The following is a 23,139-nucleotide window of genomic DNA, read 5'->3' on the forward strand; positions in this document are numbered from 1 at the left end:
TAACGTCTGATAATTTTTGAATATCTTTGAATTTCATCCAAGAATTATCCCTTGAATTAAATAATTTTGCTGATTAATTTAAGATCAAATAAATTGTACGTTTTTTGATTTATGACGGAAGTCTAATATAGAGATTAATACTAATATTAGACTTGTTGCTATAGATCATAGAACTATAAGTACTCTATATATCAATACAATCACTATTACTCATACCTATAACAAGAACAGTTGGATATGTCATATAGACTGAATAGATATCTCTATATACATGACGCTATTGATCAATAGCCTATGCAGGATGAGAGCACGATTCGATACATGGGAATATCGGATGACTAATCCTTACTCTAGATCTGGGTGTCATTTAAAAAAATAAGTCCATTGCTTAACTATGACGCTCATCATAGTTAAGGAAGTTCAACGTGCTGCAATTCGATTTAGATCATCAGGCTGGGGTGCTGTATGCCATTCATGCCTGTGTAGATGTATGTCTTAATTTTGATATGACGAATGAAGATTTCATTTTCAATCTGGAACGTCTGTACTGTGCATTCAAAGCTTTTAAGCAAGAAGGGGTTGAGTATGCAGCCTCAATTAAGGCATTTATTGCAGTCACTGAACATGTCGATAGCCAGCGTGGAATGCTCAGCGTTGGTGAATATCTATCAGGGTTGTCTATAGGTGCAATTAAGGCTCTAAGACGAATCTTACATGCGCATCGAGGGATGATACGCGAGGAGATCAAAAGCTTTACAAGACGGAAAGGATTGAATCGAGTGGCATTACTTGAGGAGTTCGAAGGTGCAATTAAGGGATATTATTCGGTTTTGGTGATCAGAGTGGATTTGAGCTATAGCAAGGACAGCATGAGTGAGATTACGGTGCATGACTTCTATCAGCATATCGATAGCTTCCGTGCTGTGATTACTGATAAAAATGGCTGTTTTGATGCATTAGTAACCTATGCAATCGCACTGGAGCAAGGGATTACAAAGGGTTTTCATGCTCACTTGGCATTGGTGATTAATCGGTCTGAGCACCAGAGCGATTATAAGATTGCTGAAGGGGTCATTGAGAAGTGGAATGAGATTACTTTAGGCAAAGGGACGGGATGGAACATCAACACGACAGAAAATAAAGAAAACTACGAGAAGCAAGGTTGTTTAGGCATTGGAGATATTCGTCGAGCGATACCCGAACAAGGCAATAATGCTTTGGGTGCAGTTGCGTATCTCAGTGACCCTGATAAATACGAGCAGACGTTATTGGTTAAACCACAAGGACGTAAAACGTTTTATAAAGGAGATTATCAGCATCATGGTCGCCCAATACCTGATACAGAAGAAAATAGAAGAATCAAAGAGTGGAATGCGCAGACTGCTTTAGCAAAGCTGGAAGAGGAGATTTGGTTTAAAAAATTATGAAGATGCCAGTTCTATGAAATCAATTCATTCATAGGACAGCACATGAGTCATTCAGAGTTAGAGTCTGCAGCAGTACGTTTAGAACAAGACGTTTTAGAGCATTACCAAACGACTCGATTTGCTCCAATTCCAGAAGGTACTGATTACGATGCTCATCACAAGAATATCGATGATGAGTTTAAACGCAAGCTGTCTGACTATTTTTCATCGTGGCGCAGAATGATGGCCGTTGGCATTCATGAGCATTTATCTTTTTCCTTTTGGGCAGACAAGTTCTTTCAGGCTTACTGCAGTGTATTACAGGAAGAGCAGATTCGGTTCTTTGAGGTCACGGCGCAAAGAAGCGCTGGTTTTTATATCAATAAGATCGTAAAGCGGTTGAGAATACTGTTTGAAAGCACCAGCTTGACTGAAGAAATGCACAAGCAGAATGAGCGTTATGAAAAGCAAATTGAAAAGCTGAGAGAATCTTATTGCAATACCAGTCAAATCTATCCAGATGCTGCGGATTTGAAACTAGAACTGAGCTTAAATGAGGCAGGAAATGAAATGATCGACATACGGCAGTTAGAGCGGTATTTATTAAATTTCCAAAAAAGTCTAGCGGCTGAGTATTGGTATAGAACACAAGTCGTTTACCGCTTTTATCAGGTTGTACGGGATGATGTTCAGCAGCGCTATGTGATTCACTTTTATCTGAGCTTTAACCGATCACTCTATTCTGACCCTTTGGGATATTGCAATGAGATCAGAGAGCACTGGATGAGAGCGACTGGATATTTGGGCACATGCGTTTATCCAGAAATGCATCATCAGCTTTCCGATGCTGATGCACAAAACGCGCTGCGGATTGACCGGATCATGCAAGAAGAAGCGGGCTGTCCTTTGGGTGCATTAAATAGCATGCCGGAGAATCAAACGGGTCAGTTTGGGCTTCCGAGTAGAATCTGCATCTACCCGAAAGGATTTAAATGGTTTGATGGAGCCCCGGTACGGCGCTGAAAATTCATATTGCATTCCAGCACTTGCTTGACGCTCTACACCGTGCAGATTATCCTTAGCCTGCTGACCTACATCGTCAGCGGGTTTTAGCAGACCCATTAACAAAGACAATATGCGAAATCTGATTTTGCATGTTGTGGACCCGTTCGTCCCCCTTTCTTTGCGGTAGGGCGGAGGGGGGACGCGCTTGCGCGTGCTGGTTTCTTTGTTACCAGTCTGCTAACCCTTCTTCGTTCTGCCACCATCATATTAGCAGTGAATTGGCAGAATTCTTTTAAAACAAAGGAGTACGCCATGCGCTTACATCAATATCATCCCTTATTTTTCTCTTTTTCAGTATTTGTGCCGATGGGTCATTAGGCCCGCGTGCTGTGCATAGCTGTGTTTATAGCTTTTTAAGAATAAAACTTTTTCAAATACATATTACCGATATGAAGATGAATCTCTAATGCTGTTTTGAGCTAAGTAGATCTGTACGCTTTATCGTCTATAAAAAATTCAAAAACTTAGATATTCATTCCAACAAAGATTGCATGGGGGACACCGGATCTGCTGAAGACCGGTGATGCCTGTAAAAAGAGAAAATGACTATGTTAAAAACTTTCCTAAAAACTGCCCTGATTTCATCACTTCTTGCAGGCGCGTCATGGGCGCAGGCAGGCTGGTTTGCGCAAGCCAGTGAATCCTATTTTGTGCAGGCTCGAAATTTAGGTGGAGGCGTGTATCAGTGCATGTATAAAACCAATCCGGGTAACCGCGGCTGGCGTAATTTCACGGTGAACTTTCAGGGCGGCTGTCCGCGCGTTGTCCACTATAACGCCAATAATGGCCAAGTCTCTGTACCGAACTAAAGTACAGGAGATTTGAGATGAATCAAAAAACCATTTTGGGTTTGGCAGCTATTCTGGCTTTGACGCTTATTATCGTATCCGGATTCTATTTTTTCAGTGCCAATTCCAGCGTTCAGAAACCTGTGCAAACAGCTGCAGCTGGCACGAGTGATATTCCAGCGTCAGAAGCTGCTGCTTCGGAAGGCATTCCTGCTGCGGAAGTTGATGGCATTGATGTAGAGGAATTGACTGCTGGCAGCAAGGGCTCAAGTTCGGCGCAGCATGAACCTGAATTGCTGAGCTTTGAGTTTGATCAAAATTTGAAAGCTGCAGATACCTTGCTGTCCATGCTTCCTTATGCAGACCTGCCTGAATTTGAGCAAAAAAATATAGACAAGTATCAGCAGCTGGTTTTTGCCAAAGCTGCGAAAGATACGGGTAAACCCGTGAGCGGCTTTAGCTTGCAGGAACACGGCGCATTAGAGTCAGAGCAGGCGGGCAACCGTTACTACGTTTATAAATTTGATAATGGTACAGATTGTGAAATTCATCTGGTCAGTATTGATTTAGAGACCGGTGATTACGGCGTCAGCTACAACTACTGCTGAGGATGATTGCTATGAATAAATATTTTAAATCGATCCTGCTGGCAGTAACGGCTGCTGCAGGCATGATGCTGTACGGGTGCGACTCCAGCCTTGATCCCAATACTTTTAGTGTTGAAATGAATGTATAAGATACCAGCAACTGGTATGCACAAAACCAAGTGGCGCATGTCATCACCATTCGTTCCAACAGCCCAGATCCCATCGATGTCACCAACGTTTTAATCAACAATGGTGAATGCAGTTATGAAGGCTACCGCAGATCACTGGAATACCCGCAGCATTTTAAAATGGGCTTGCGTTTAAGGCTGAAATTAACCGGCTGCGGTTACGATAATGTTGTGCGTGTTGATGTTGAAACACAGCAGGGAACAGCGAGCTACAGCTTTAACTAAGCGTATTTAATCTAAACATTAATCTAGAACTGACTAAACCGTGTCCTAAAGGGATGCGGTTTTTTTATGCCTTCACTTTAGCTTTTGTCAGGGTACATCTGACAAGGAATATACCGTGTCCATCATTCAATGTCCCTACTGCAAGTCGGGCAATGTCAGACAAACCGCATCTGGCAAATCAAACGCAAATTACTTTAAACAGCTTCAGCGCAATATCTCACCTGCACAAATGGCTGTGCTGGGAGCAAGACTTGCTAAGAAGGTCGGCTTTTCACCTGCGGCAGGTGCTGCTGTAGGTGTAGTGATTGGCGGTGTGCTGGTGGTTGTCAGCCAATTCTGCTACGAAAAATATTATCGCAATGAAGATCAATATATTTGTCAGGACTGTCAGCAGCATTTTGTTTGGGTCAAAAAATCATAAAGCTCAAGCCACAAACCTTAAACACATTTAATCAACAACATGAATTTCAACATACATTTATAGGAAATATAAACATGGCGCATCAAATTGAACAAATGGCTTATGTCGGTGACACCCCTTGGCATAGCCTCGGCAACCAGCTTACGCATAATCAGCCGATTGAAGTATGGGCACAGCAGGCCGGCATGGACTGGCGCATTGAATCTTCTGATGTCAGCTATATGGCGAAAAATGAACGCGGGCAAAACATCATCATGCCTTATGAAGAACAGCGCGTACTTTATCGCTCGGATACCCATGCACCTCTATCGGTGGTCAGTCAGCGTTATCAGGAAGTGCAGCCTGCAGAGGTGTTGGAGTTCTACCGAGATTTAACAGAGCAATCAGGCTTTGAACTGGAAACCGCAGGCGTATTGAAAGGCGGAAAGAAATTCTGGGCTTTAGCCAGAACAGGACAAAGCGCGGCACTCAAAGGTAAAGATGTTAGTAATGGCTATATATTGTTGGCAACGGGCTGTGACGGAACGCTGGCGACCACAGCGCAATTTACTTCAATCCGCGTAGTGTGCAACAACACTTTAGCCATTGCCCTAAAAGGACAGAACAGCAGTGCAGGCGTGGTCAAAGTCCCACACAGTACCCGTTTTGATGCAGATAAGATCAAACAGCAGTTGGGAATCTCAGTACGGCAATGGGATGAACACATGTATGAAATGAAGCAACTCAGTCAACGTAAAGTCACTCAACAAGAAGCGGCTGCTTATTTTGACGCGGTATTTAACAATACCAGCCTCAGTCCAATGCAGCAGGATGAAGGCATTATCCAGTTCTACCGCAATGTAGCCAGTAAATCACAAAGCAAAGACAAGGTTGAACCGAATGGCCGAGCCATGTCGAAAGTCATGACTATGTTTAACGGGCATGGCCGAGGGGCAGAACTCAGCTCAGCCAAAGATACGGCTTATGGGTTGCTGTGCAGCATCACGGAATTTGCAGATCATGAACGTCGAGCCATGAGTCAGGATCACCGGCTGGATTCAGCATGGTTTGGAGCAGGGGCAGGCTTAAAACAACGTGGACTGGAACAGGCGCTACTGATGTTGTCCTAATCTGTGTATTTACAATTATTTGAACACTTCTTATTGAAATCCTGATTTCTAAGCTCCACTAACTATTTGCAAGATAAATAGTAAAACGGAGAGTACAGTGAGTATCATTTCAATTAAGAAATTAGGGGATGAAAGTTTTTTATTAAAAATGAAAGATAAGAAATCTTTCGATGTTTTAGTAGAAACGATAAAAGGTAATTTTGGCTATTCCTTTAATCAAGGTCTTCAATTAAATGCAGACATTTTAGAAATTGTAATAGCTGGCGTTTCTGAAGAAAACCTAAAGCGCCATTTAGCAGTCGTCTCATTTTAAAATAGATTCATTTAGAAATATCAGACCATATCTTCGGATGTGGTTTTTTTATGCCAAAAATTTAAAATTGAGGAATTCACAATGAATAATTTATCAAATCCATCTGCAGCATCTAAACAACCTATAGGATTCAGGTCACCTAAACTTATTACCGCCAAACGCTTTGTAGAAACCAAAAATATGAGCCAAGCCGAATGGCTGGAAGTACGCAGGCAAGGTATCGGCAGCAGTGACTGTGCTGCAGCTTGCGGACTCAATCCTTATATGTCGATGCTGGAACTGTGGATGATCAAAACAGGTAGGATCAAGCAATCCATCGAAGATGAAAGCGAAGGCCATGCGCCTTTATATTGGGGCAAGCGACTTGAACCGCTTGTTGCTGAATACTACAGCATGCATACCAACTATAAAGTCCGCCGCGTGAATGCTGTGCTGCAGCATCCTGACCCAGACAAGCATTTCATGTTAGCTAACTTAGATTATTCCGTAGTGGGTGATGCAGATGTGCAGATTCTGGAATGCAAAACTGCTGGTGAACATGGCGCCAAGCTGTGGCGGGATGGTGTGCCGTTATATGTGCTGTGTCAGGTACAGCATCAATTGGCCGTAACGGGAAAGAAAGCAGCGCATATCTGTGTACTGCTCTGCGGACATGAAACGCGGATTTTTAAAGTGACCCGCAGTGAATCGGTCATTCAGCATATTGTGAATGCAGAACGTTACTTCTGGGAATGTGTCGAGAAGGATACACCGCCTGATGCAGATGCCAGCGCATCGGCAGCCAAGGCTTTACAGCAGCTGTATCCCGAACATGTGCCATTGAGCACTGCAGACTTATCTGGGGATGAGCAGGCCAACCAGCAGTTTGAACAGCTGATTCAGGCACGTAATCAAATCGACAAGCATCAGGAGCAGTTTGATCTGCTGAAGCACCAGCTGCAAGCCAAGATGCAGCAGGCGGAGCGTGCCACTTTTAAAGCAGGCTCAGTGACGTGGAAAAAGGCTAAGGATTCAATCAGCTTAGATGCCAAGGCTTTGCTGAAATCACACCCTGAATACCTCAGCCAATTCCCGCAAAGTAAAACAGGTTCACGGCGTTTTAACATCTATACCAATGATGGTTGAAAGTAATTTAGCCTAAGCAAAATATCCAACCAGCCTAGAAATCCCATGCCTCAGCACATGGGATTTTTTATGCCCATTTCATTTTTAATCAATACAGCAATTTATTTAAAGATAAGAGGAAAGGACCATGATTAAAGGTCTAGCAATCACACCGCCAATACTTGGCAGAATCAGTATCGGCAAAGTTGTGGAAAAGAACGGCAAACGTCTGCCTGAAAAGGATGATCAATTTACCATTACCAGCCAAATCCAAAATAAGGACAGTGGTTGGGTGAAGCACCCACTGGATGAACAGCTGCGGGCCAAAGCACCCAATCAAAAACTGCGAAGCATACCCGTCCGGATGATCTTTAATGATCCTGAGCTGAATCTGCGTGCAGAGTACAGCTTATTTGACCGTCAAACTGGACGACCCGTTTGTGTGGGTAATGGTGAAACTTGCCAGCGATTGACTAATCAAGGTGTAGAGCAGCATCCATGCCCATCCCCTGATTTATGCTCAATGGCTCAAGGCGGGCACTGTAAGCCTTATGGGCGTTTGCATGTGAACTTGGATGAGTCGGATGAGCTTGGGACCTTCATTTTTAGAACCACAGGCTTTAACAGTATAAGGACCTTGGCCGCACGACTAAGCTACTATCATGCAGCATCGAATGGTTTACTTTCATGCTTGCCATTGCAACTTACACTTCGGGGTAAATCCACGACCCAAAGCTATCGCCAGCCTGTGTATTACGTGGATTTAACTTTGCGTGAAGGAGTTGATTTAAAGCAAGCTATACAGACTGCTAAAGAAATTGATCACCAGAGTAAATCTAGTGGTTTTAATCAGGAAGCTTTAGATCATAAGGCGAGACAGGGTTATGCAAATGCAGTTTTTGAAATGGATTCAGGTGATGGGTTAGACGTCATTGAAGAGCTTTATCCATCTGAAGAAGGCAGCGAAGATGCTCAACAAAAGAAAACCACAAACTTGAATTTACAGAATGAGTTACAGCGTTCTGTTCAAACTTTGAATTGAAAGATTGTTGAGGTTTAAGCAGATTAAATTTTTACGGAGCTGCGTATCATTTGAGCGAATAACCGCTCGCATGAATGATTAGGAGTAAACTCATGAATGCGTTTGTTGGTCAAACTTTTCAAATGAATCAACTCATCAGTATTAAGCAGGTTGTAGAAATTGTAGGTGTTGCACGTTCGACTATCTATGAAATGATGGATGAAAACTCACCGTATTATGATCCGACATTTCCAAAGAAAGTTAAAATTACCCAAAACCGTATTGGCTGGTCAGCTTATGAGATCCATCAGTGGATTGAAAATAAGTTGGCGAGTCGAGAATAAGGGATGCTTTGCACCCTTATTTTTTTGTTTTTTAGTAGACTAAGCTTAGTTTGGGACTAAGTACTAAGAATGAAAACAATAGATTACTACAATAATTTTGCAGATGATTTTGCTGAGGCAACTTTACACGTTGATATGGTTAGTTTATACCAACCATTTTTAACTGAGTTGCCTAAACAAGCTTACATTCTTGATGTTGGCTGTGGGTCAGGTCGTGACACTTTAGCTTTTAAAAATAAAGGCTATGAAGTTGATGCAATAGATTACTCAGAAGAGCTTGCGAAAAAAGCAACTCAGCTTACAGGTGTTCGAGTTCAGCTAATGAGCTTTTATGAGATTGATGAGCATGAGGTTTATGATGGCGTGTGGGCATGTGCCTCTTTATTACATTGTGAGCGTGATCGCTTAGCTGAAGTCATTGGCCAGTTGATAACAGCCTTAAAACCAAATGGTGTGCTGTATATGTCATTTAAGTATGGTGACAGTGACCGAGAAAAAGATGGGAGGGTTTTTACGGATTTAGATGAGAATCAGGCAAAAGCATTACTTCAGCTCTTTGAAGATGTTGAACAAAACCAGCAATGGATTACGCTAGATCAGCGACCTGATCGTCAAGAAAAATGGCTCAATTTACTTTGGAAAAAACATGGCTGATCTAATTCCTACAGCACAAGAACAGCTCAAATTTCTAAAGAATATTCAGTTGATTTTACAATCAGGAAGTTTTAGCAGTACCTATAAGTTTGCTTTACTTATTAGCCTAAGCCGATTGGCGATTGAAAAAGGTGAAGACGCAGGTGGAAGTTTATCACTCGAATATACAGAGATTGCAGAAAAGTTTATCGAGCTGTATTGGAAGCAGGCTGTACCGTATGTGTTTAATGATGAAGGCCAGCTGATCTTAAATCAGAACAATGGCAAGCAAGCAGCCATAGTGAATCGCATTATTGCATTAAGGCAGAGCTACTCATCTCTTGGATTATTAAGACGAGATTCATTGGTGTGGCTGAAGTTAGTTAAAGATGTGGCTCGCACTGTGAGAGAAATGCCTGTCCGTTATCTGCAAAACATCAATGGTCAAAATTTTGAGTTTTTATATCAGCTTGATCAGTGCGGAAAGCAACTCATTCTTTTACCTCAAGTGATGTATTGCTTACGCCAATTTAGCGAGATTATTGAAGAACTTTGTCAGAAACGGTGGATTGATTACATCCGAAAGAACAGCAGTAATGCACAAATTCTGAATCAATTACCGAACCTTGAACAATTCATGTTTGAGCCGAGTCGGAGCCAGTTAAATGCTGTGGCAAATGTTTTGGTTGAGCTACAAGACTGTAAATGCTTCTACTGTAATAAGCTAATGAAAAAAGGCAATTATGCAGTTGATCATTTTATCCCTTGGTCAATGTATCCATCGGATACGGGGCATAACTTTGTATTGGCAGATTCAAGCTGTAATTCTAAGAAAAGTAATTTATTAGCTTCAGATGGGTTTTTGCGTAAGTGGAAAGAACGTAATGAAGAGCATGATTTGATTATTGTGGATCAAATTTCTGTGCTGGGCTTTCTGACTGATAAAGAGCGTTCGCTTAAGGTGGCGGAGTGGGCTTATGCTCAGGGACGTGAAAATGGATATGTTTTTTTCAACTAATAATTAAAGTCTTTAAATCTTAACTACAGCTTGTCCAACATTTCGATATTTAAGTATAAATCAGAAGTTTCTATGTTTTAATTTAAAAAGTTTTATAAAAACTATTTACAGGTTGGTTTGTTGAGGCTACTATCTGCTCATGGAATGAAAATGGTTTTAATAAAAACAATTTTGAGGTAGCTATGAAACTAAATGAATTATGTTCGAGTATTATCGTTGGTATCAATAAGTTTAATGATGCCAAAGCTGAAAATCTTGTGGAGGCATCTTTGCTGACTGGGCAGAGCCTAAATGACAACGGTTTTCTTAATGTAAATACTGACACAACAAAAGCTGTATTTGTTGATCAAGACCTTATCGAAAAAAAGAAGCTAAAAGCAGGTGATATTGTCTTCTTATCAAAAGGAACAAATTTACGTGCTGCAATTGTGACACCTGAACAGGAACAATTAAATTTGTTGGCTCCTGCAACGTGCCTAGTAATCAAGGTGAACTCGACAACTGTTTTACCTGAATTTTTAACTGTGTTCTTGAATAGTGAATATGGTCAAGCGGTACTCACTAGCCTAAATAAAGGCACAGTAATTATGAATATCCCTGTCAGTGGTTTAAAGGATATTGAGATCAATTTACCAGAGTTTTCTAAGCAAGAAATTATTGCGCAAGCATTTTACCAACATCATCGGGCATTGATGTTATTGGAAGAGATGAAAAAATCGCACTTAAAAGTGATGGAAGCAACAATCCAGAAGCTGATTGCTTAGGAGGCTATGACAATGAATATTTCAAAAGATATTTTTAAATATGTAGATTTACTACGTGGTGATATGCCTGTACAGGATTCAGTGCAGCTGTTTTCCGTCATCGCTTTCATGGTAAAAAATGATATAGATGGTATCAGTAATTTATTACGCTTAAATAAACAAGACACTGTTGAACAACTGAAATTAAAGATAGCATCAGATGAAAGATTGCACTGGTTTAATTCGAATTTATTTACAGTTGGCAGCACACAATTACAAGAAATTATTCAGTTTTTTGTAGAACTTCGTCATTCTAACCTAGATTATGAGATTCAAGTTTTAACGATGCTGACTAATCTATATCTTTCTCTAAAGTTAGAAAATATAGACTCTGAGGTGGTTACCAATATATTTAATAAGTTGGTGGGTTCATGTAAGGACAAAATCTTATATGACGGAGCCTGTGGGCTTGCGCTTACTCCGATAGCATTGCAAGCTGAGAAAACAATTTTACGAGATATTAATACCACTGCTATAGGTATTGCTTCTATCTTAGCGAATTTAGCTGGAATTGAAGTTAATATTAAACGGTCTGATTCATTGGTTGAAAATGAAGCCTCACATGGTGTTGATCTTGTTGTAAGTAATCCGCCTATTGGTCTACGAGTACAATCGCAATTAGTGTCAGGTAATGAGTACCTGAAAGAGCAATTCATTCAGGCAAAAATTCCATCAAGTGCATCAGAGAGTTTATGGATTCAACAAGCACTTTATCAGCTCAATGATCAAGGAAAAGCATATTTACTTATTATCCCGGGTTGGTTATTCCGAGGGGGGTATGATGCTGAACTACGTGAAAAGCTAGTTGAAAAAAATTTGGTTGAATCTGTAACGCTTTTACCTGCTGGTACGCTTTTAAATTCAGCGGTAGAAATGAGCTTATTAGTTCTGAATAAGGCGAAAGACTCCTATGACATTCGCTTGGTTGATGGTCGAAATTTAGGTGTCAAAAAACGAGGCAAACTTGTACTCACTGATGAAGAAACTCAACACATCGTCAATTTAATTAATGGATGTGATACCGAGTCGAATTTGGTGAAAGATGTTTCGATTCAAGAGGTTCGATCTAAGAAGTATAGCTTGCACTGTTCCGAGTATTTTGAGCATGAATTAAAGCTAGCAGAACTTAATTTGGATGAGGAATTGAAAGCATTGAGTGCTTTGCAAAATGAATATTCAATCACTCAAGCAAAGCTCACTCAGTTGCTGAGCCAAATTTAAGGGAGAGATGTCATGTACGATACCAAGCATGTTCAGAAACGAGCACAACAGCGTGGCATTACCAAAGACATGATCAACTTTACTTTAGATCATGGTGTCATCCAAGGCGATCGATGGTTCCTGAATCGTAAGTTATTGAATGAGACAATTCATGAACTTGAAGCACAATTGAAAGTTGCCAAGCGACTTAGAGATAAAGGTGGTGTAGTTGTGGTCGCAGATGGAGAAGCTTTGCTCACGACCTATGATTTCGATAGCCGTAAGATGGCGTATTAAGGTTCAGTTCAAGAATATTAGGTTCAAAAAGATTTCAGATCAATGCTTAGCGACAATAAATGTCGCTAAGTAGAAAAATCGTCATTTTCTAACGACTCTTCAAATATAGAATAGGGTTAGATAAATGCAAGTTATTACAAAATTTATATTTTTAGGTTAAAACATGGATCACTCAGTACACAATAAATTAGTTTCTTTTATCTGGTCAATTGCAGACGACTGCCTACGTGACGTGTATGTACGTGGTAAGTACCGTGACATCATTTTGCCGATGGTGGTATTACGTCGTTTAGATACCTTATTAGAACCAACCAAAGCTGAGATCTTAGCTGAAGTCCAAGACCAACAAGCCGAGCCTGATTTTGTAGAATTGGATGATTTACCACTACGTCATATTTCAGGATATGTGTTTTATAACACTTCGCAATGGACGCTCAAAAGCCTATTCGAAACAGCAACCAATAATCAGCAAATTCTACTAGCAAACTTTGAAGACTACCTACGTGGTTTTAGCGATAACGTTAAAGAGATCATCGACTGCTTTAATTTATTTGCCCAAATTCGCCACATGGCAAACAAAGATGTTTTGCTAGATGTACTGGAAAAATTTGTATCGCCATACATCAACCTCAGCCCATTCGAAACACAAGATCCGAATGGCTATAAGCTCGGTGGCTTGTCTAACCTTGGTATGGGTTATGTCTTTGAAGAGCTGATTCGTAAATTTAACGAAGAAAATAACGAAGAGGCAGGTGAACACTTTACCCCACGTGAAGTAATTGACCTGATGACGCACTTAGTCTTTGACCCAATCAAAGACCGTATTCCGTATGCCTTGTCTGTGTATGACCCAGCGTGCGGTAGTGGCGGTATGCTCACCGAAGCGCAAAACTTTATTGAAGAGCGTTATAGCGATGAAGATCGTGACATCTTCCTCTACGGTAAAGAGATTAACGACGAAACCTATGCCATCTGTAAATCAGACATGATGATTAAGGGCAACAACCCTGAAAACATTCGTGTGGGTTCAACATTGGCAAGTGATGAGTTTGCCTCAAAACGTTTTGACTTTATGTTGTCAAATCCTCCGTATGGTAAAAGCTGGGCATCAGATCAAAAATACATTGTCGAAGATAAAAAAGTCATCGACCCACGTTTTAGAGTCGAGCTTAAAAACTATTGGGGTGAACTGAAAGAAGAAGATGCAACGCCACGTTCGAGCGATGGTCAGCTTTTATTCCTCATGGAAATGGTCAGTAAGATGAGCTCGCCTGAGCAAAATGGTATTGGTAGCCGTATTGCTTCTGTCCATAATGGTTCAAGTTTATTTACAGGTGATGCAGGTGGCGGCGAATCCAACATTCGTCGTTATATCATCGAAAATGATTTGCTGAATGCCATCATTCAATTGCCAAACAACTTGTTCTATAACACGGGTATTACCACTTATATTTGGTTGTTATCCAATAACAAGCCTGAGTCACGTAAAGGCAAAGTACAACTGATTGATGCAAGTTTGCTTTACCGTAAGTTACGTAAAAACTTAGGACAAAAGAACTGTGAGTTTGCACCTGAGCATCTTGAGGAAATTTTAAATGTGTACCTCAATGGGCAAGATGTTGAGCGTGGTTTAGATGCCAATAATGATCCAATTGGATTAGCCTCTAAGGTCTTTAATAATAGTGATTTTGGCTATTATAAAGTCAATATCGAACGCCCTGACCGTCGTAAAGCGCAGTTTAGTTTGGAGCGTTTACAGCCATTACGTTTTGATAAGTCATTGCTTGAGCCAATGGAATATATGTTTGCTGAATATGGTGATGCGATATACCAAGCAGGCAAGCTCAAAGAAGTGGAAAAAGACGTTTTAGATTGGTGTGAGAAGCAAGAAATTAGCTTAAATACCAAGGCAAAAGCTAAGCTGTTTGATATTAAGCATTGGACAGCACTCAAGACTTTGTTTGAATCTGCTCAAGCGATTATGGCGCAAGTGGGTGAAGTTGATTCCAATGACTTTAATGTGTTTAAAGACAATGTGGATAAAGCGATTAAAGCCCTTGGTCTAAAGCTGTCTGCTCCTGAAAAGAACAGCATTTTAAATGCTGTGAGCTGGTATGACGAAACGGCTGAGAAAGTGCTGAAAAAAGTGCTGAAACTGAATGGCGATAAGTTGGCAGAGTTACTTGAGCGTTTAGGCTGTGAAGAATCTGATTTAGCCGACTTTGGTTATTTTGCTACAGGCAAAAGAGGTGAGTACATCACCTATGAAAGCAATGCTGATATCCGTGACAGTGAGTCTGTACCGTTAAATCAGCGTATTCACCAATACTTTTTAGATGAAGTAAAACCGCATGTGGATGAAGCATGGATTAATTTGGATTCGGTGAAAATTGGTTATGAGATCAGTTTTAATAAGTATTTCTATCAACATAAACCGTTACGTTCTTTAGAAGATGTGGCTCAGGATATTTTAAGTCTTGAGAAACAAGCGGATGGTTTGATTGCACAGATTTTGGGTCTTTAAGGAGAAGCGGAATGTTTAATAAATATGATGCTTATAAAGATTCGGGTATCGATTGGGTCGGAAAAATTCCTGCTAGTTGGGATGTAAAACGCTTAAAAGCCCCTCTCGCTGAGAGAAATGAAAAAAATGATCCGATAAAAACTGATTTTATTTTGTCATTAACTATGCATCAAGGGGTTATACCACAATCTGAAAAAACAGGAGGTGGAAATAAGCCTAAAGAAGATTTAACAGCTTATAAGTTAGCAAGACCTAATGATATTGTTCTGAACAGTATGAATGTAATTGTTGGTTCGGTTGGATTATCGAAATATTTTGGAGTTGTTAGTCCTGTTTATTACATGCTTTATGCAAGAGATGGTGCTAAAACAAATATTGGATATTACAACTATATTTTCCAATCACAGGCATTTCAAAAAAATTTGGGTCGTTTAGGTACTGGTATTTTAATTAAAAAATCGGAGACTTCAGGCAAGCTAAATACTATTCGCATGAAGATATCGATGGATGACTTGAATAATGAGTTATTGCCGATACCCTCTTTCAGTGAGCAAAATAAAATAGTTGATTTTTTGGATAGAAAGACAGCTGAAATAGACCAAGCCATTGCCATTAAAGAACAGCAAATTGCTTTACTGAATGAACGTAAGCAAATTGTCATTCAAAAAGCAGTGACGCAAGGTTTAAATCCAAATGTTGCGATGAAAGATTCGGGTGTTGAATGGATTGGGCAAATTCCTGAACATTGGGAAACATCAAAAATCCGTTATTTAGGTACTACTCAAAATGGTATTAGTGCGGGTGGTGATTATTTCGGAACAGGTTATCCATTTGTCAGTTATAGTGATGTTTATAAAAATCGTGTTTTACCTGAGTGTGTAGAAGGCTTAGCTAACTCTACTTTAAATGACCAAAAGAGTTTTAGTGTTCAGGAAGGTGACATTTTCTTTACAAGGACTTCTGAGACGATTGATGAAATTGGATTTACATCTGTTTGTTTTAAGACAATAGAAAATGCTGTGTTTGCAGGTTTTTTGATTAGGTTCAGACCATTTTTGAAAGCACCTCTTATTAAAGAATTTTCGAAATATTATTTTAGTTCGCCGATGATGAGAGCATATTTCGTTAAAGAAATGAATTTGGTTATTCGAGCTTCATTAAGTCAAGAGTTACTAAAAAATCTAGATGTTTTATTACCAGACATTGAAGAACAGAAAGCGATTGCAGAATATTTAGATGATTTAACAGGCAAAATAGAAAATGCAGTTTTGATTAAATATTCTGAAATCGAAAAGCTGAAAGAATATAAAACTACGCTGATAAATGATGCTGTGACAGGCAAAATTAAAGTGGCTTAATTCTTTATTTAGCTTTTAAAAAAATATAAATCGCCAATGCATCTAAGAGGGGTAACTGTGAACAAAAATTTAAACGAACTGGCTTTAGAAAAAAATATCGAACGTGCATTGGTCGGTATCTGTAAAGAAGACCTTGCTCAAGGCATCGCTCAAGCCCATACGGGTTTGGGCTATGTCATCGGGCAAGTGTCTGACTTTAATACAGACTATGCCATTGATGAAAAACTATTTTTTCAATTTTTAGAAAGCACTCAAAAAGATAGCTTAGATGCCTACAAAGCCTATAACAAAAACGACTGGAAACAAAAAATTCTAGGGCGTTTTGACAAGCTGATTAAAAAACATGGCATTGCCTATATGCTTAAAAAAGGCATGGCACTCGATGAGCAACATTTTCATTTTATGTATCCATGCCCATTGGCAAGCAGTAGCCAATCGGTTAAACAAAATTTCGCGTCTAATATCTTTAGCGTGACACGACAAGTACAGTATTCACTAAAAAACCGTCGTGAAGAAATTGATATGGTCATCTTCCTCAATGGCTTGCCATTAGTGACGATGGAACTTAAAAACGCATGGACGAATCAAACAGCACGTTATCACGGTCAAAAACAATATCGTGAAGATCGTGATCCAACACAGCCATTACTGACACCTGCACGTTGCTTGGTGCATTTTGCTGTGGATACTGATGAAGTCTATATGACCACCAAACTAGAAGGTAAAAAGACTTACTTTTTGCCATTTAACAAAGGTACAGCTTCAGGTGGACAAGGTAATCCTGTTAATCCAAACGGTTATAAAACAGCATACCTGTGGGAAGAAATCTTTGCCAAAGAAAGCTTGGTCAATATTGTTCAACACTTTGTCCGTTTAGACGGTAAAGATTCAGATCAACTCAGCAAACGCACCTTATTTTTCCCACGTTATCATCAGCTTGATGTGGTACGTAAAATCATTCGTGATGTGTCACAGCATGGCGTAGGCAAGCCGTATTTGATTCAACACTCCGCAGGTTCGGGAAAATCAAACTCAATTACTTGGGCAGCTTTTCAGCTCATTGAAGCCTATCCAAATAATGCACTTGCAGCAGGCAAACGAGCGTTACATCAACCGTTGTTTGATTCGGTAATTGTGGTGACAGACCGTAAAATTTTGGATAAACAACTGCGGGATAATATTAAAGATTTTTCGGAAATCAAAAACATTATTGCCCCTGCAATGAACAGTGCTGAATTAAAAAGTGCTTTAGAAACAGGTAAAAAGATTATTATTACCACCATTCAAAAGTTCCGCATCATTTGGGATAGTGTGACTGATTTAAGTGATAAAAACTTTGCCATCATTATTGATGAAGCACATAGTTCACAGTCAGGCGAAGCACATAACAGCATGAACCGAGCGATGGGCAATGAAGCGTTAAAAACTGCTGTTGATGTTCAGGACATGCTTGTGGCAATGATGACCACACGTAAAAAGCGTGAAAATGTATCGTACTTTGCTTTTACTGCAACGCCTAAAAACACCACTTTAGAAAAGTTTGGTCAACTAGATGTTGCGACAGGCAAATATGTACCATTCCATCTATACAGTATGAAACAAGCCATTGAAGAAGGCTTTATTTTAGATGTGTTGGCAAACTATACGACCTATAAGAGCTTTTATGAGATTCAAAAGTCGATTGAAGATAATCCAATGTTTGAATCGAAAAAAGCACAACGTATTTTAAGAGCCTATGTGGAAGCATCACAACAATCCATTGATGCCAAAGCCAGCATTATGCTTGAGCACTTCATTGATAACGTGGTCAATAAGAAAAAGCTCAAAGGTGTGGCAAAGGGCATGGTCGTGACGCAAAGTATTGAAGCCGCGATTCGCTATTACTTGTCACTTAAAAAATTGCTAGATCAAAAAAATAATCCATTTAACATCATGATTGCATTCTCTGGCGAGAAAGAAGTTGATGGCAAAACATATACTGAAGAATCACTCAATGGCTTTAATGATGCTAAAACTAAGGAAAAATTTGATCTAGATGAAAATCGAATTTTGGTTGTAGCAAACAAATATTTGACAGGTTTTGACCAGCCGAAACTGACCACGATGTATATCGATAAAAAATTGACAGGCGTACTATGTGTGCAGGCATTGTCACGTTTAAACCGTGCTGCGCCAAAATATAATAAACGCACCGAAGACTTATTTATCTTAGATTTCTACAATGAGATTGATGATATCAAAAAAGCATTTGATGATTTTTATACTTCGACTTCATTGTCCAATGCGACTGATGTCAATGTGTTGAATGACATCAAAACTGCATTGGATGACACAGGCATTTATGAATTACATGAAGTGGTGAAGTTTAATGAACTGTTCTTTAGTAATGCATCAGGCAGTGATCTAAGCCCAATTATTGATACAGTGGCAGCACGTTTCGATGAAGAGAGAAAAGGCTCTTGGGAGCATGAGCAACGGGTTGATTTTAAAGTAAAGGCTAAACAATTCGTTAAAATTTATGCTCAAGTCTCCTCAATCATGCAGTTTAATAACAAGGAATGGGAACAGCTCTATTGGTTCTTAAAATTCCTTATTCCAAAACTGAATGTACAAGATGGACGATTGAATGGTATTGATGATTTATTGGAATCAGTTGATTTAAGCACTTATGCTTTAAAGCGTGAGCATATCAATAAAGCCATTACGCTTGATGCAGAGGAAACAGTTGTAGCGCCAACAAACGCCAATCCTCGTAATCCAAGCGAAGAAAATGAAGATGAAACCTTAGATGTTATTATTTCTAAGTTTAATGAAAAATGGTTTCAGGATTGGAGCGCAACACCACAAGATCAACGGGTGATTATCATTGATTTGGTGAAGCGTATTCAGCAACATCAAAACTTTATGAAAAAGTATAAGCAGACGCAAGATCCACAAAACAAAGCACTCGTATTTAAAAAGATGCTAGATGAAATTATGGTAGTACAGCGTAAAAATATGGTGGATTTGTATAATCTTTACCGTAAGGACTCCGCATTCCAAGATACGTTTAGCCAGACTTTGGAAAACTTGATAGAGATGGAAGAGGTTTAGTTTTACTTACAGAAGTCGTCATCAATGGTGACTTCTATTTAGCCTAATTTATTTAAAAATATTTGAGGGGGGGATGGGTGAGAGAATCGATAGCAAATGTTTTGGATGTAAAACCTAATTTAAAAGGTTCTGAAATAGCAGCAATTCTTGGTTGGCATAAAAAAGAAATAAACTCATTTCTAGCACAGAATATAGATGTTTATATAAGAGATGATGCTAATTTTACTTGGAGCAACAAAGATCCATTAAATGTAAAGGAAATTAAAATTGATTTCCCCTCTGGGTGGGTAGATGCAAACACATATGAGAATGAAGTTCTAGCAGGACATGATTTTTTCATAAACAAAGGCAGAGTATCTTTCATCTTTAAAAAAAATACTAAATTACTAATGGAAGTTATAGCTAGATTTATTTCATTGATAAATCAGCTTAATGATTATGGAATTAAGGTTGTTATAGATCTTGAAAATTGTACTGCTTCACACGGCTATTTAAATAGAGCAGGTTTTTTTGAACTCACAAATACAGGTATTATCATCTTGCCTAAGCGACCTAGTCACTCAACTGCGCAGCAGTTTAAAGGGAATTGTCGTTCTTTAGTTGAGTTTGGTGAAATTTGTCCAAAGAGTGAAAATAAGCAATTAAAAAATGACTTGAGGACAAGTTTTATTACTCAGACATCATCAGAATATGCGAATGTTGCAACTCTATTTTTTGCTGAGTTTATTGGGAATGTCAGTGATCATAGTGAGTCTAAATTGAAGGGATTTGCTGGATTACAGCTATATAGTCCACCGAATTCAAAGAAACACATACAAGCTGTAATTTCTGATAGTGGTAGAGGTGTGGTGGCCACATTAAGGACAACTCTTAAACATAACTATCCAGATCTATATAAAAAATATCCTGAGGATCAGGAAGAAGCAGATATAGGCTTGGCATTGGAAGTTTTTTCAAAAGGGCAAATTACTAGGTTTGGTAAAAGTAGTGGTAGAGGATTAGGCTTTAAAAGTACTACCGATAATGCAAGTCGGTTTGATGCAAATCTAAGTATTAGATTGAATGATTTTAGTATTCAATTGATCTATCGAAAAGGTAAGTTGATCAGTGAAGATATTCACAAAAATTTAACTTATATACATGGTACACATATCTGTTTTGATTTTATAATTGACTGAGGCTGTTTAAACGGGTTAAATTTAACAGATGACTAAAAAAAATTTTATAGAGCTTAGAAAACTTGTTAACTCATCTGTTGCTTTTGGCAATCAAGAAGGGAGAGAAGTTTATCAAGCTATATCAATATATATTGATGAACACCCTGAGTACTCTATTTTCGAGGTATCTTTACGAGGTATTGATGCCACAGACGCTTCTTTCCCAAGGGAAAGCATCGTATCGCTAGCAAAAAATTTTCGTGGGGAAAAAGCTTTTTATTTAACAAATTTTAAAAATAAGGATTTGATAGATAATTGGCAATATGGTGCAGAGGCGAAAGAGCAACCTTTGTTAATCAGACATGAAGATAAGCAGCTATGGATAGGTCCAAAAATTAATTCAGCAACACAAGAGTTGCTAGATTTCATTTATGAACAATCAAGAGTTACAACTTCTATGATTGCTAATCACTTCGATGTTTCTATTCCCAATGCAAGTATGAAGCTAAAGAAGTTGTTTAATCAAGGCTATATTCTAGGTGAAAAAGAAACAGCTGCTTCTGGTGGTTATGAGTTTGTTTATAGACCTATTAAAGATTAAATAAATCTGATTAAACTGCTTGACTTAATCAGATTTATTGGGCTATAGTACTCTAAAGGGCAAAATGCCCTTTTTGAAGCAATCAGATTAAACAGGTTAATTTAAACAGAAAAAGGAAATTAGCTATGGCGACAAATCCTCCATCAGGTGATGGACATCGTAATGGAATGGTTCGCGACCGTTCTCAAACACAAACCCCAAGTGGTCATTGGGTTAAACGTGATACTGATACTGGGCGTTTTATGGATGTTAAGACATCGGATAAAACTCCCTTTAAAGGTGTTCGCAAAGAAAAATAGACAAGTAAATAATGCTCAATGGCTTTTCGAAGCCATTGAGTATCCTATTAAATTTTTAGATTAGAGAGTGTAATAATGGCGCGTAATCGTACTGTAAACTATGCTGTTGTAGATATTAAGTTACTTCGGGAAGGTACAACGGTTGAAACTTATGTTGAGCTTTTTGAAGAGCTTCGAAAGAACCCTAGACAGATTCCTTTGGAACGCAATAACTATTTAAAATTTCGTTTCATTAAACCATTGAATGAAGAAAACTTACTTAATGGTTTTAGTGGTGAAGTTTTTAAAAGTAATGGAATTACAAGTGATTGGTATGACGAAGAAAAAAATGAAAGGAATCGTCATAAAAATGTAGAGGAAAACTATATTCCATCTAATTTAAAAGCAAACCCAAGATTCTTTAAATTTATATTTTTTCCTTTACATCAAAAATTGGTTTGTGAAGTGAAAGACCCTGAAAATGAGATCCAAATCGGATTGCTTGAAAAATTTTTAAAGAAGCTAATTATAACGGACAAATTGCAGGACAAATTTGGACGAATCATAGTTAGTACAGTCCCTGAAGTAATTTCAGCAGAAAAGATCATCAATTCGAAAACTTTAAAACGAATTCATATTTGTGTAGAAAAGTTAGAAATAGATGAGCAGTTCGATTCAGCTCACAAAGTTATTTCTCATATGGTTGATATGAATACAGAGTCTTATATTCAGACATATATCGCAGGTAAAAATGATTTTTTAAACTTAAGCGATGAAGTAAAAGAGCTCATAAAGTTTGCTGCAGAGCATGGCATTATTGAATATAAGATCGAAAATCAAGAAGGGTTAATAGAAGATAAAAGTTCAGCTGAATCTAACCCTTTAATTATTAGAGTTCAGTATGATCCAGATGAAACAGATCAACATTATTTGATCCAAGCTAAAGCCTTGGAAATTGTAAGTAACATTAATTAGTGGTCAAAATTGAAGTAGTGAGGCGAGTGGGGTGTTATTTCATCCCACAGGTTTAACTAGACATTAGGAGTAATAATCATTGGATGTAATCTTAAAATATTTACCTCTTATCATTTTTATTTACCCAATTTTATCTTGGTTAGATAGCAGAAAGCGCTTTACCCATAGTGCAAAATTTTATGCTGATAGGGCGGTATCTGTTAAAAAATATGAAGAAGAAATTAAGCGAGCTGATATCACTGATTATGAAAAGAGTGCCTTTGCACAGGCAATGGTTGCCACTGAAAAACTAGGCTTTAAGGAAGTGAATATTCTTAAGCTAAAATCCGCTAATAACTTTTTTTCAATCGTTAATAAGGTAAAAAAAATTAGACACAAGATAGAAGTTAAAAAAATTGGGCAGGAAGATGTATTCGTTTCAATCGATAGATCTAAGGCGTTAAAATTTAAACCAATAATTTATTTCCTTCTATATGTATCATCAGTACCAATTTTTATATCGAATTGAACCGTACCGGGTTTGTCGGAGACTCAGTATTCTGAGAGAATGTTCCGATGACCAAATTAAAATATACCCCTGAAATCAGAGAAAGAGCGGTTCAATTATTGATTGAATCTGAAAAAGACTATC

Annotated in this window: 23 protein-coding genes and 1 pseudogene; all 24 read left to right on the forward strand. The window is 38.7% G+C overall.

From position 1 onward, the window contains the following. The first annotated feature begins 425 nt into the window (after nucleotides 1–425). The 24 genes and pseudogenes from FTT85_RS15280 to FTT85_RS15395 all read left to right on the forward strand — a co-directional run bounded on the left by FTT85_RS15280 (nucleotide 426) and on the right by FTT85_RS15395 (nucleotide 23,016). Nucleotides 426–1,427: an inovirus-type Gp2 protein gene (locus FTT85_RS15280; RefSeq protein ID WP_180183883.1), complete on the forward strand. Its 1,002-nt coding sequence runs from the start codon at nucleotides 426–428 to the stop codon at nucleotides 1,425–1,427. Nucleotides 1,428–1,469: 42 nt separating this feature from the next. Next, nucleotides 1,470–2,429 (forward strand): hypothetical protein, encoded by a 960-nt coding sequence (locus FTT85_RS15285; RefSeq protein ID WP_130116386.1) that lies wholly within the window; start codon nucleotides 1,470–1,472, stop codon nucleotides 2,427–2,429. Between the two features lie 590 nt (nucleotides 2,430–3,019). Next, nucleotides 3,020–3,280 carry a hypothetical protein gene (locus tag FTT85_RS15290; protein WP_004644591.1) on the forward strand — a complete coding sequence of 87 codons (261 nt, stop codon included), beginning with the start codon at nucleotides 3,020–3,022 and terminating at the stop codon, nucleotides 3,278–3,280. 17 nt (nucleotides 3,281–3,297) lie between these two features. Next, nucleotides 3,298–3,867: a hypothetical protein gene (locus tag FTT85_RS15295; RefSeq protein ID WP_110975195.1), complete on the forward strand. Its 570-nt coding sequence runs from the start codon at nucleotides 3,298–3,300 to the stop codon at nucleotides 3,865–3,867. 11 nt (nucleotides 3,868–3,878) lie between these two features. Next, a pseudogene (locus FTT85_RS15300) lies at nucleotides 3,879–4,259 on the forward strand (hypothetical protein). Between the two features lie 115 nt (nucleotides 4,260–4,374). Further along, on the forward strand, nucleotides 4,375–4,680 hold the full coding sequence (locus tag FTT85_RS15305; RefSeq protein ID WP_180183884.1) for a hypothetical protein: 306 nt from the start codon (nucleotides 4,375–4,377) through the stop codon (nucleotides 4,678–4,680). Between the two features lie 74 nt (nucleotides 4,681–4,754). Beyond that, complete coding sequence (locus tag FTT85_RS15310) at nucleotides 4,755–5,789, forward strand: DUF932 domain-containing protein (RefSeq protein WP_180183885.1); 1,035 nt, start codon at nucleotides 4,755–4,757, stop codon at nucleotides 5,787–5,789. A gap of 97 nt (nucleotides 5,790–5,886) precedes the next feature. Continuing rightward, entirely contained in the window at nucleotides 5,887–6,102 is a 216-nt protein-coding gene (locus FTT85_RS15315; RefSeq protein WP_004644586.1) for a hypothetical protein, read from the forward strand. An 81-nt stretch (nucleotides 6,103–6,183) separates the two neighbouring features. Next, entirely contained in the window at nucleotides 6,184–7,227 is a 1,044-nt protein-coding gene (locus tag FTT85_RS15320) for a YqaJ viral recombinase family protein (protein ID WP_004723206.1), read from the forward strand. Nucleotides 7,228–7,354: 127 nt separating this feature from the next. Further along, entirely contained in the window at nucleotides 7,355–8,248 is an 894-nt protein-coding gene (locus tag FTT85_RS15325; protein WP_180183886.1) for a hydrolase or metal-binding protein, read from the forward strand. A 92-nt stretch (nucleotides 8,249–8,340) separates the two neighbouring features. Then, entirely contained in the window at nucleotides 8,341–8,571 is a 231-nt protein-coding gene (locus FTT85_RS15330) for an AlpA family transcriptional regulator (protein WP_086213506.1), read from the forward strand. 69 nt (nucleotides 8,572–8,640) lie between these two features. After that, nucleotides 8,641–9,225 (forward strand): bifunctional 2-polyprenyl-6-hydroxyphenol methylase/3-demethylubiquinol 3-O-methyltransferase UbiG, encoded by a 585-nt coding sequence (locus FTT85_RS15335; protein WP_180183887.1) that lies wholly within the window; start codon nucleotides 8,641–8,643, stop codon nucleotides 9,223–9,225. Next, entirely contained in the window at nucleotides 9,218–10,222 is a 1,005-nt protein-coding gene (locus FTT85_RS15340; protein WP_180183888.1) for an HNH endonuclease domain-containing protein, read from the forward strand. Before FTT85_RS15335 ends, FTT85_RS15340 begins: the two co-directional genes overlap by 8 nt. Nucleotides 10,223–10,404: 182 nt before the next feature. Further along, a complete protein-coding gene (locus FTT85_RS15345) occupies nucleotides 10,405–10,986 on the forward strand; it encodes a restriction endonuclease subunit S (protein WP_180183889.1) in 582 nt (193 codons plus the stop codon). 12 nt (nucleotides 10,987–10,998) lie between these two features. Next, nucleotides 10,999–12,246, forward strand: a complete 1,248-nt coding sequence (locus tag FTT85_RS15350) for an N-6 DNA methylase (RefSeq protein WP_179990647.1) — start codon at nucleotides 10,999–11,001, stop codon at nucleotides 12,244–12,246. Nucleotides 12,247–12,258: 12 nt separating this feature from the next. Continuing rightward, on the forward strand, nucleotides 12,259–12,522 hold the full coding sequence (locus FTT85_RS15355) for a hypothetical protein (protein ID WP_104470628.1): 264 nt from the start codon (nucleotides 12,259–12,261) through the stop codon (nucleotides 12,520–12,522). 163 nt (nucleotides 12,523–12,685) lie between these two features. After that, a complete protein-coding gene (locus tag FTT85_RS15360) occupies nucleotides 12,686–15,046 on the forward strand; it encodes a class I SAM-dependent DNA methyltransferase (protein ID WP_180183890.1) in 2,361 nt (786 codons plus the stop codon). An 11-nt stretch (nucleotides 15,047–15,057) separates the two neighbouring features. Further along, nucleotides 15,058–16,404: a restriction endonuclease subunit S gene (locus FTT85_RS15365; RefSeq protein WP_180183891.1), complete on the forward strand. Its 1,347-nt coding sequence runs from the start codon at nucleotides 15,058–15,060 to the stop codon at nucleotides 16,402–16,404. A gap of 57 nt (nucleotides 16,405–16,461) precedes the next feature. Beyond that, nucleotides 16,462–19,497, forward strand: coding sequence for a type I restriction endonuclease subunit R (locus FTT85_RS15370; protein ID WP_373886897.1), 3,036 nt, complete (start codon nucleotides 16,462–16,464; stop codon nucleotides 19,495–19,497). 77 nt (nucleotides 19,498–19,574) lie between these two features. Continuing rightward, a complete protein-coding gene (locus FTT85_RS15375) occupies nucleotides 19,575–20,675 on the forward strand; it encodes an ATP-binding protein (RefSeq protein WP_180183893.1) in 1,101 nt (366 codons plus the stop codon). Nucleotides 20,676–20,703: 28 nt separating this feature from the next. Continuing rightward, nucleotides 20,704–21,255, forward strand: coding sequence for a DNA-binding protein (locus tag FTT85_RS15380; RefSeq protein WP_218955495.1), 552 nt, complete (start codon nucleotides 20,704–20,706; stop codon nucleotides 21,253–21,255). Nucleotides 21,256–21,380: 125 nt separating this feature from the next. Beyond that, nucleotides 21,381–21,554 (forward strand): hypothetical protein, encoded by a 174-nt coding sequence (locus FTT85_RS15385; protein WP_171260619.1) that lies wholly within the window; start codon nucleotides 21,381–21,383, stop codon nucleotides 21,552–21,554. Between the two features lie 75 nt (nucleotides 21,555–21,629). Further along, nucleotides 21,630–22,508, forward strand: coding sequence for a DUF4747 family protein (locus FTT85_RS15390; protein WP_180183894.1), 879 nt, complete (start codon nucleotides 21,630–21,632; stop codon nucleotides 22,506–22,508). 79 nt (nucleotides 22,509–22,587) lie between these two features. Beyond that, entirely contained in the window at nucleotides 22,588–23,016 is a 429-nt protein-coding gene (locus FTT85_RS15395) for a hypothetical protein (RefSeq protein ID WP_180183895.1), read from the forward strand. Nucleotides 23,017–23,139: the final 123 nt, after the last annotated feature.

The organism is Acinetobacter sp. YH01020 (assembly GCF_013420275.1).
Classification (GTDB): Bacteria; Pseudomonadota; Gammaproteobacteria; order Pseudomonadales; family Moraxellaceae; genus Acinetobacter; species Acinetobacter amyesii.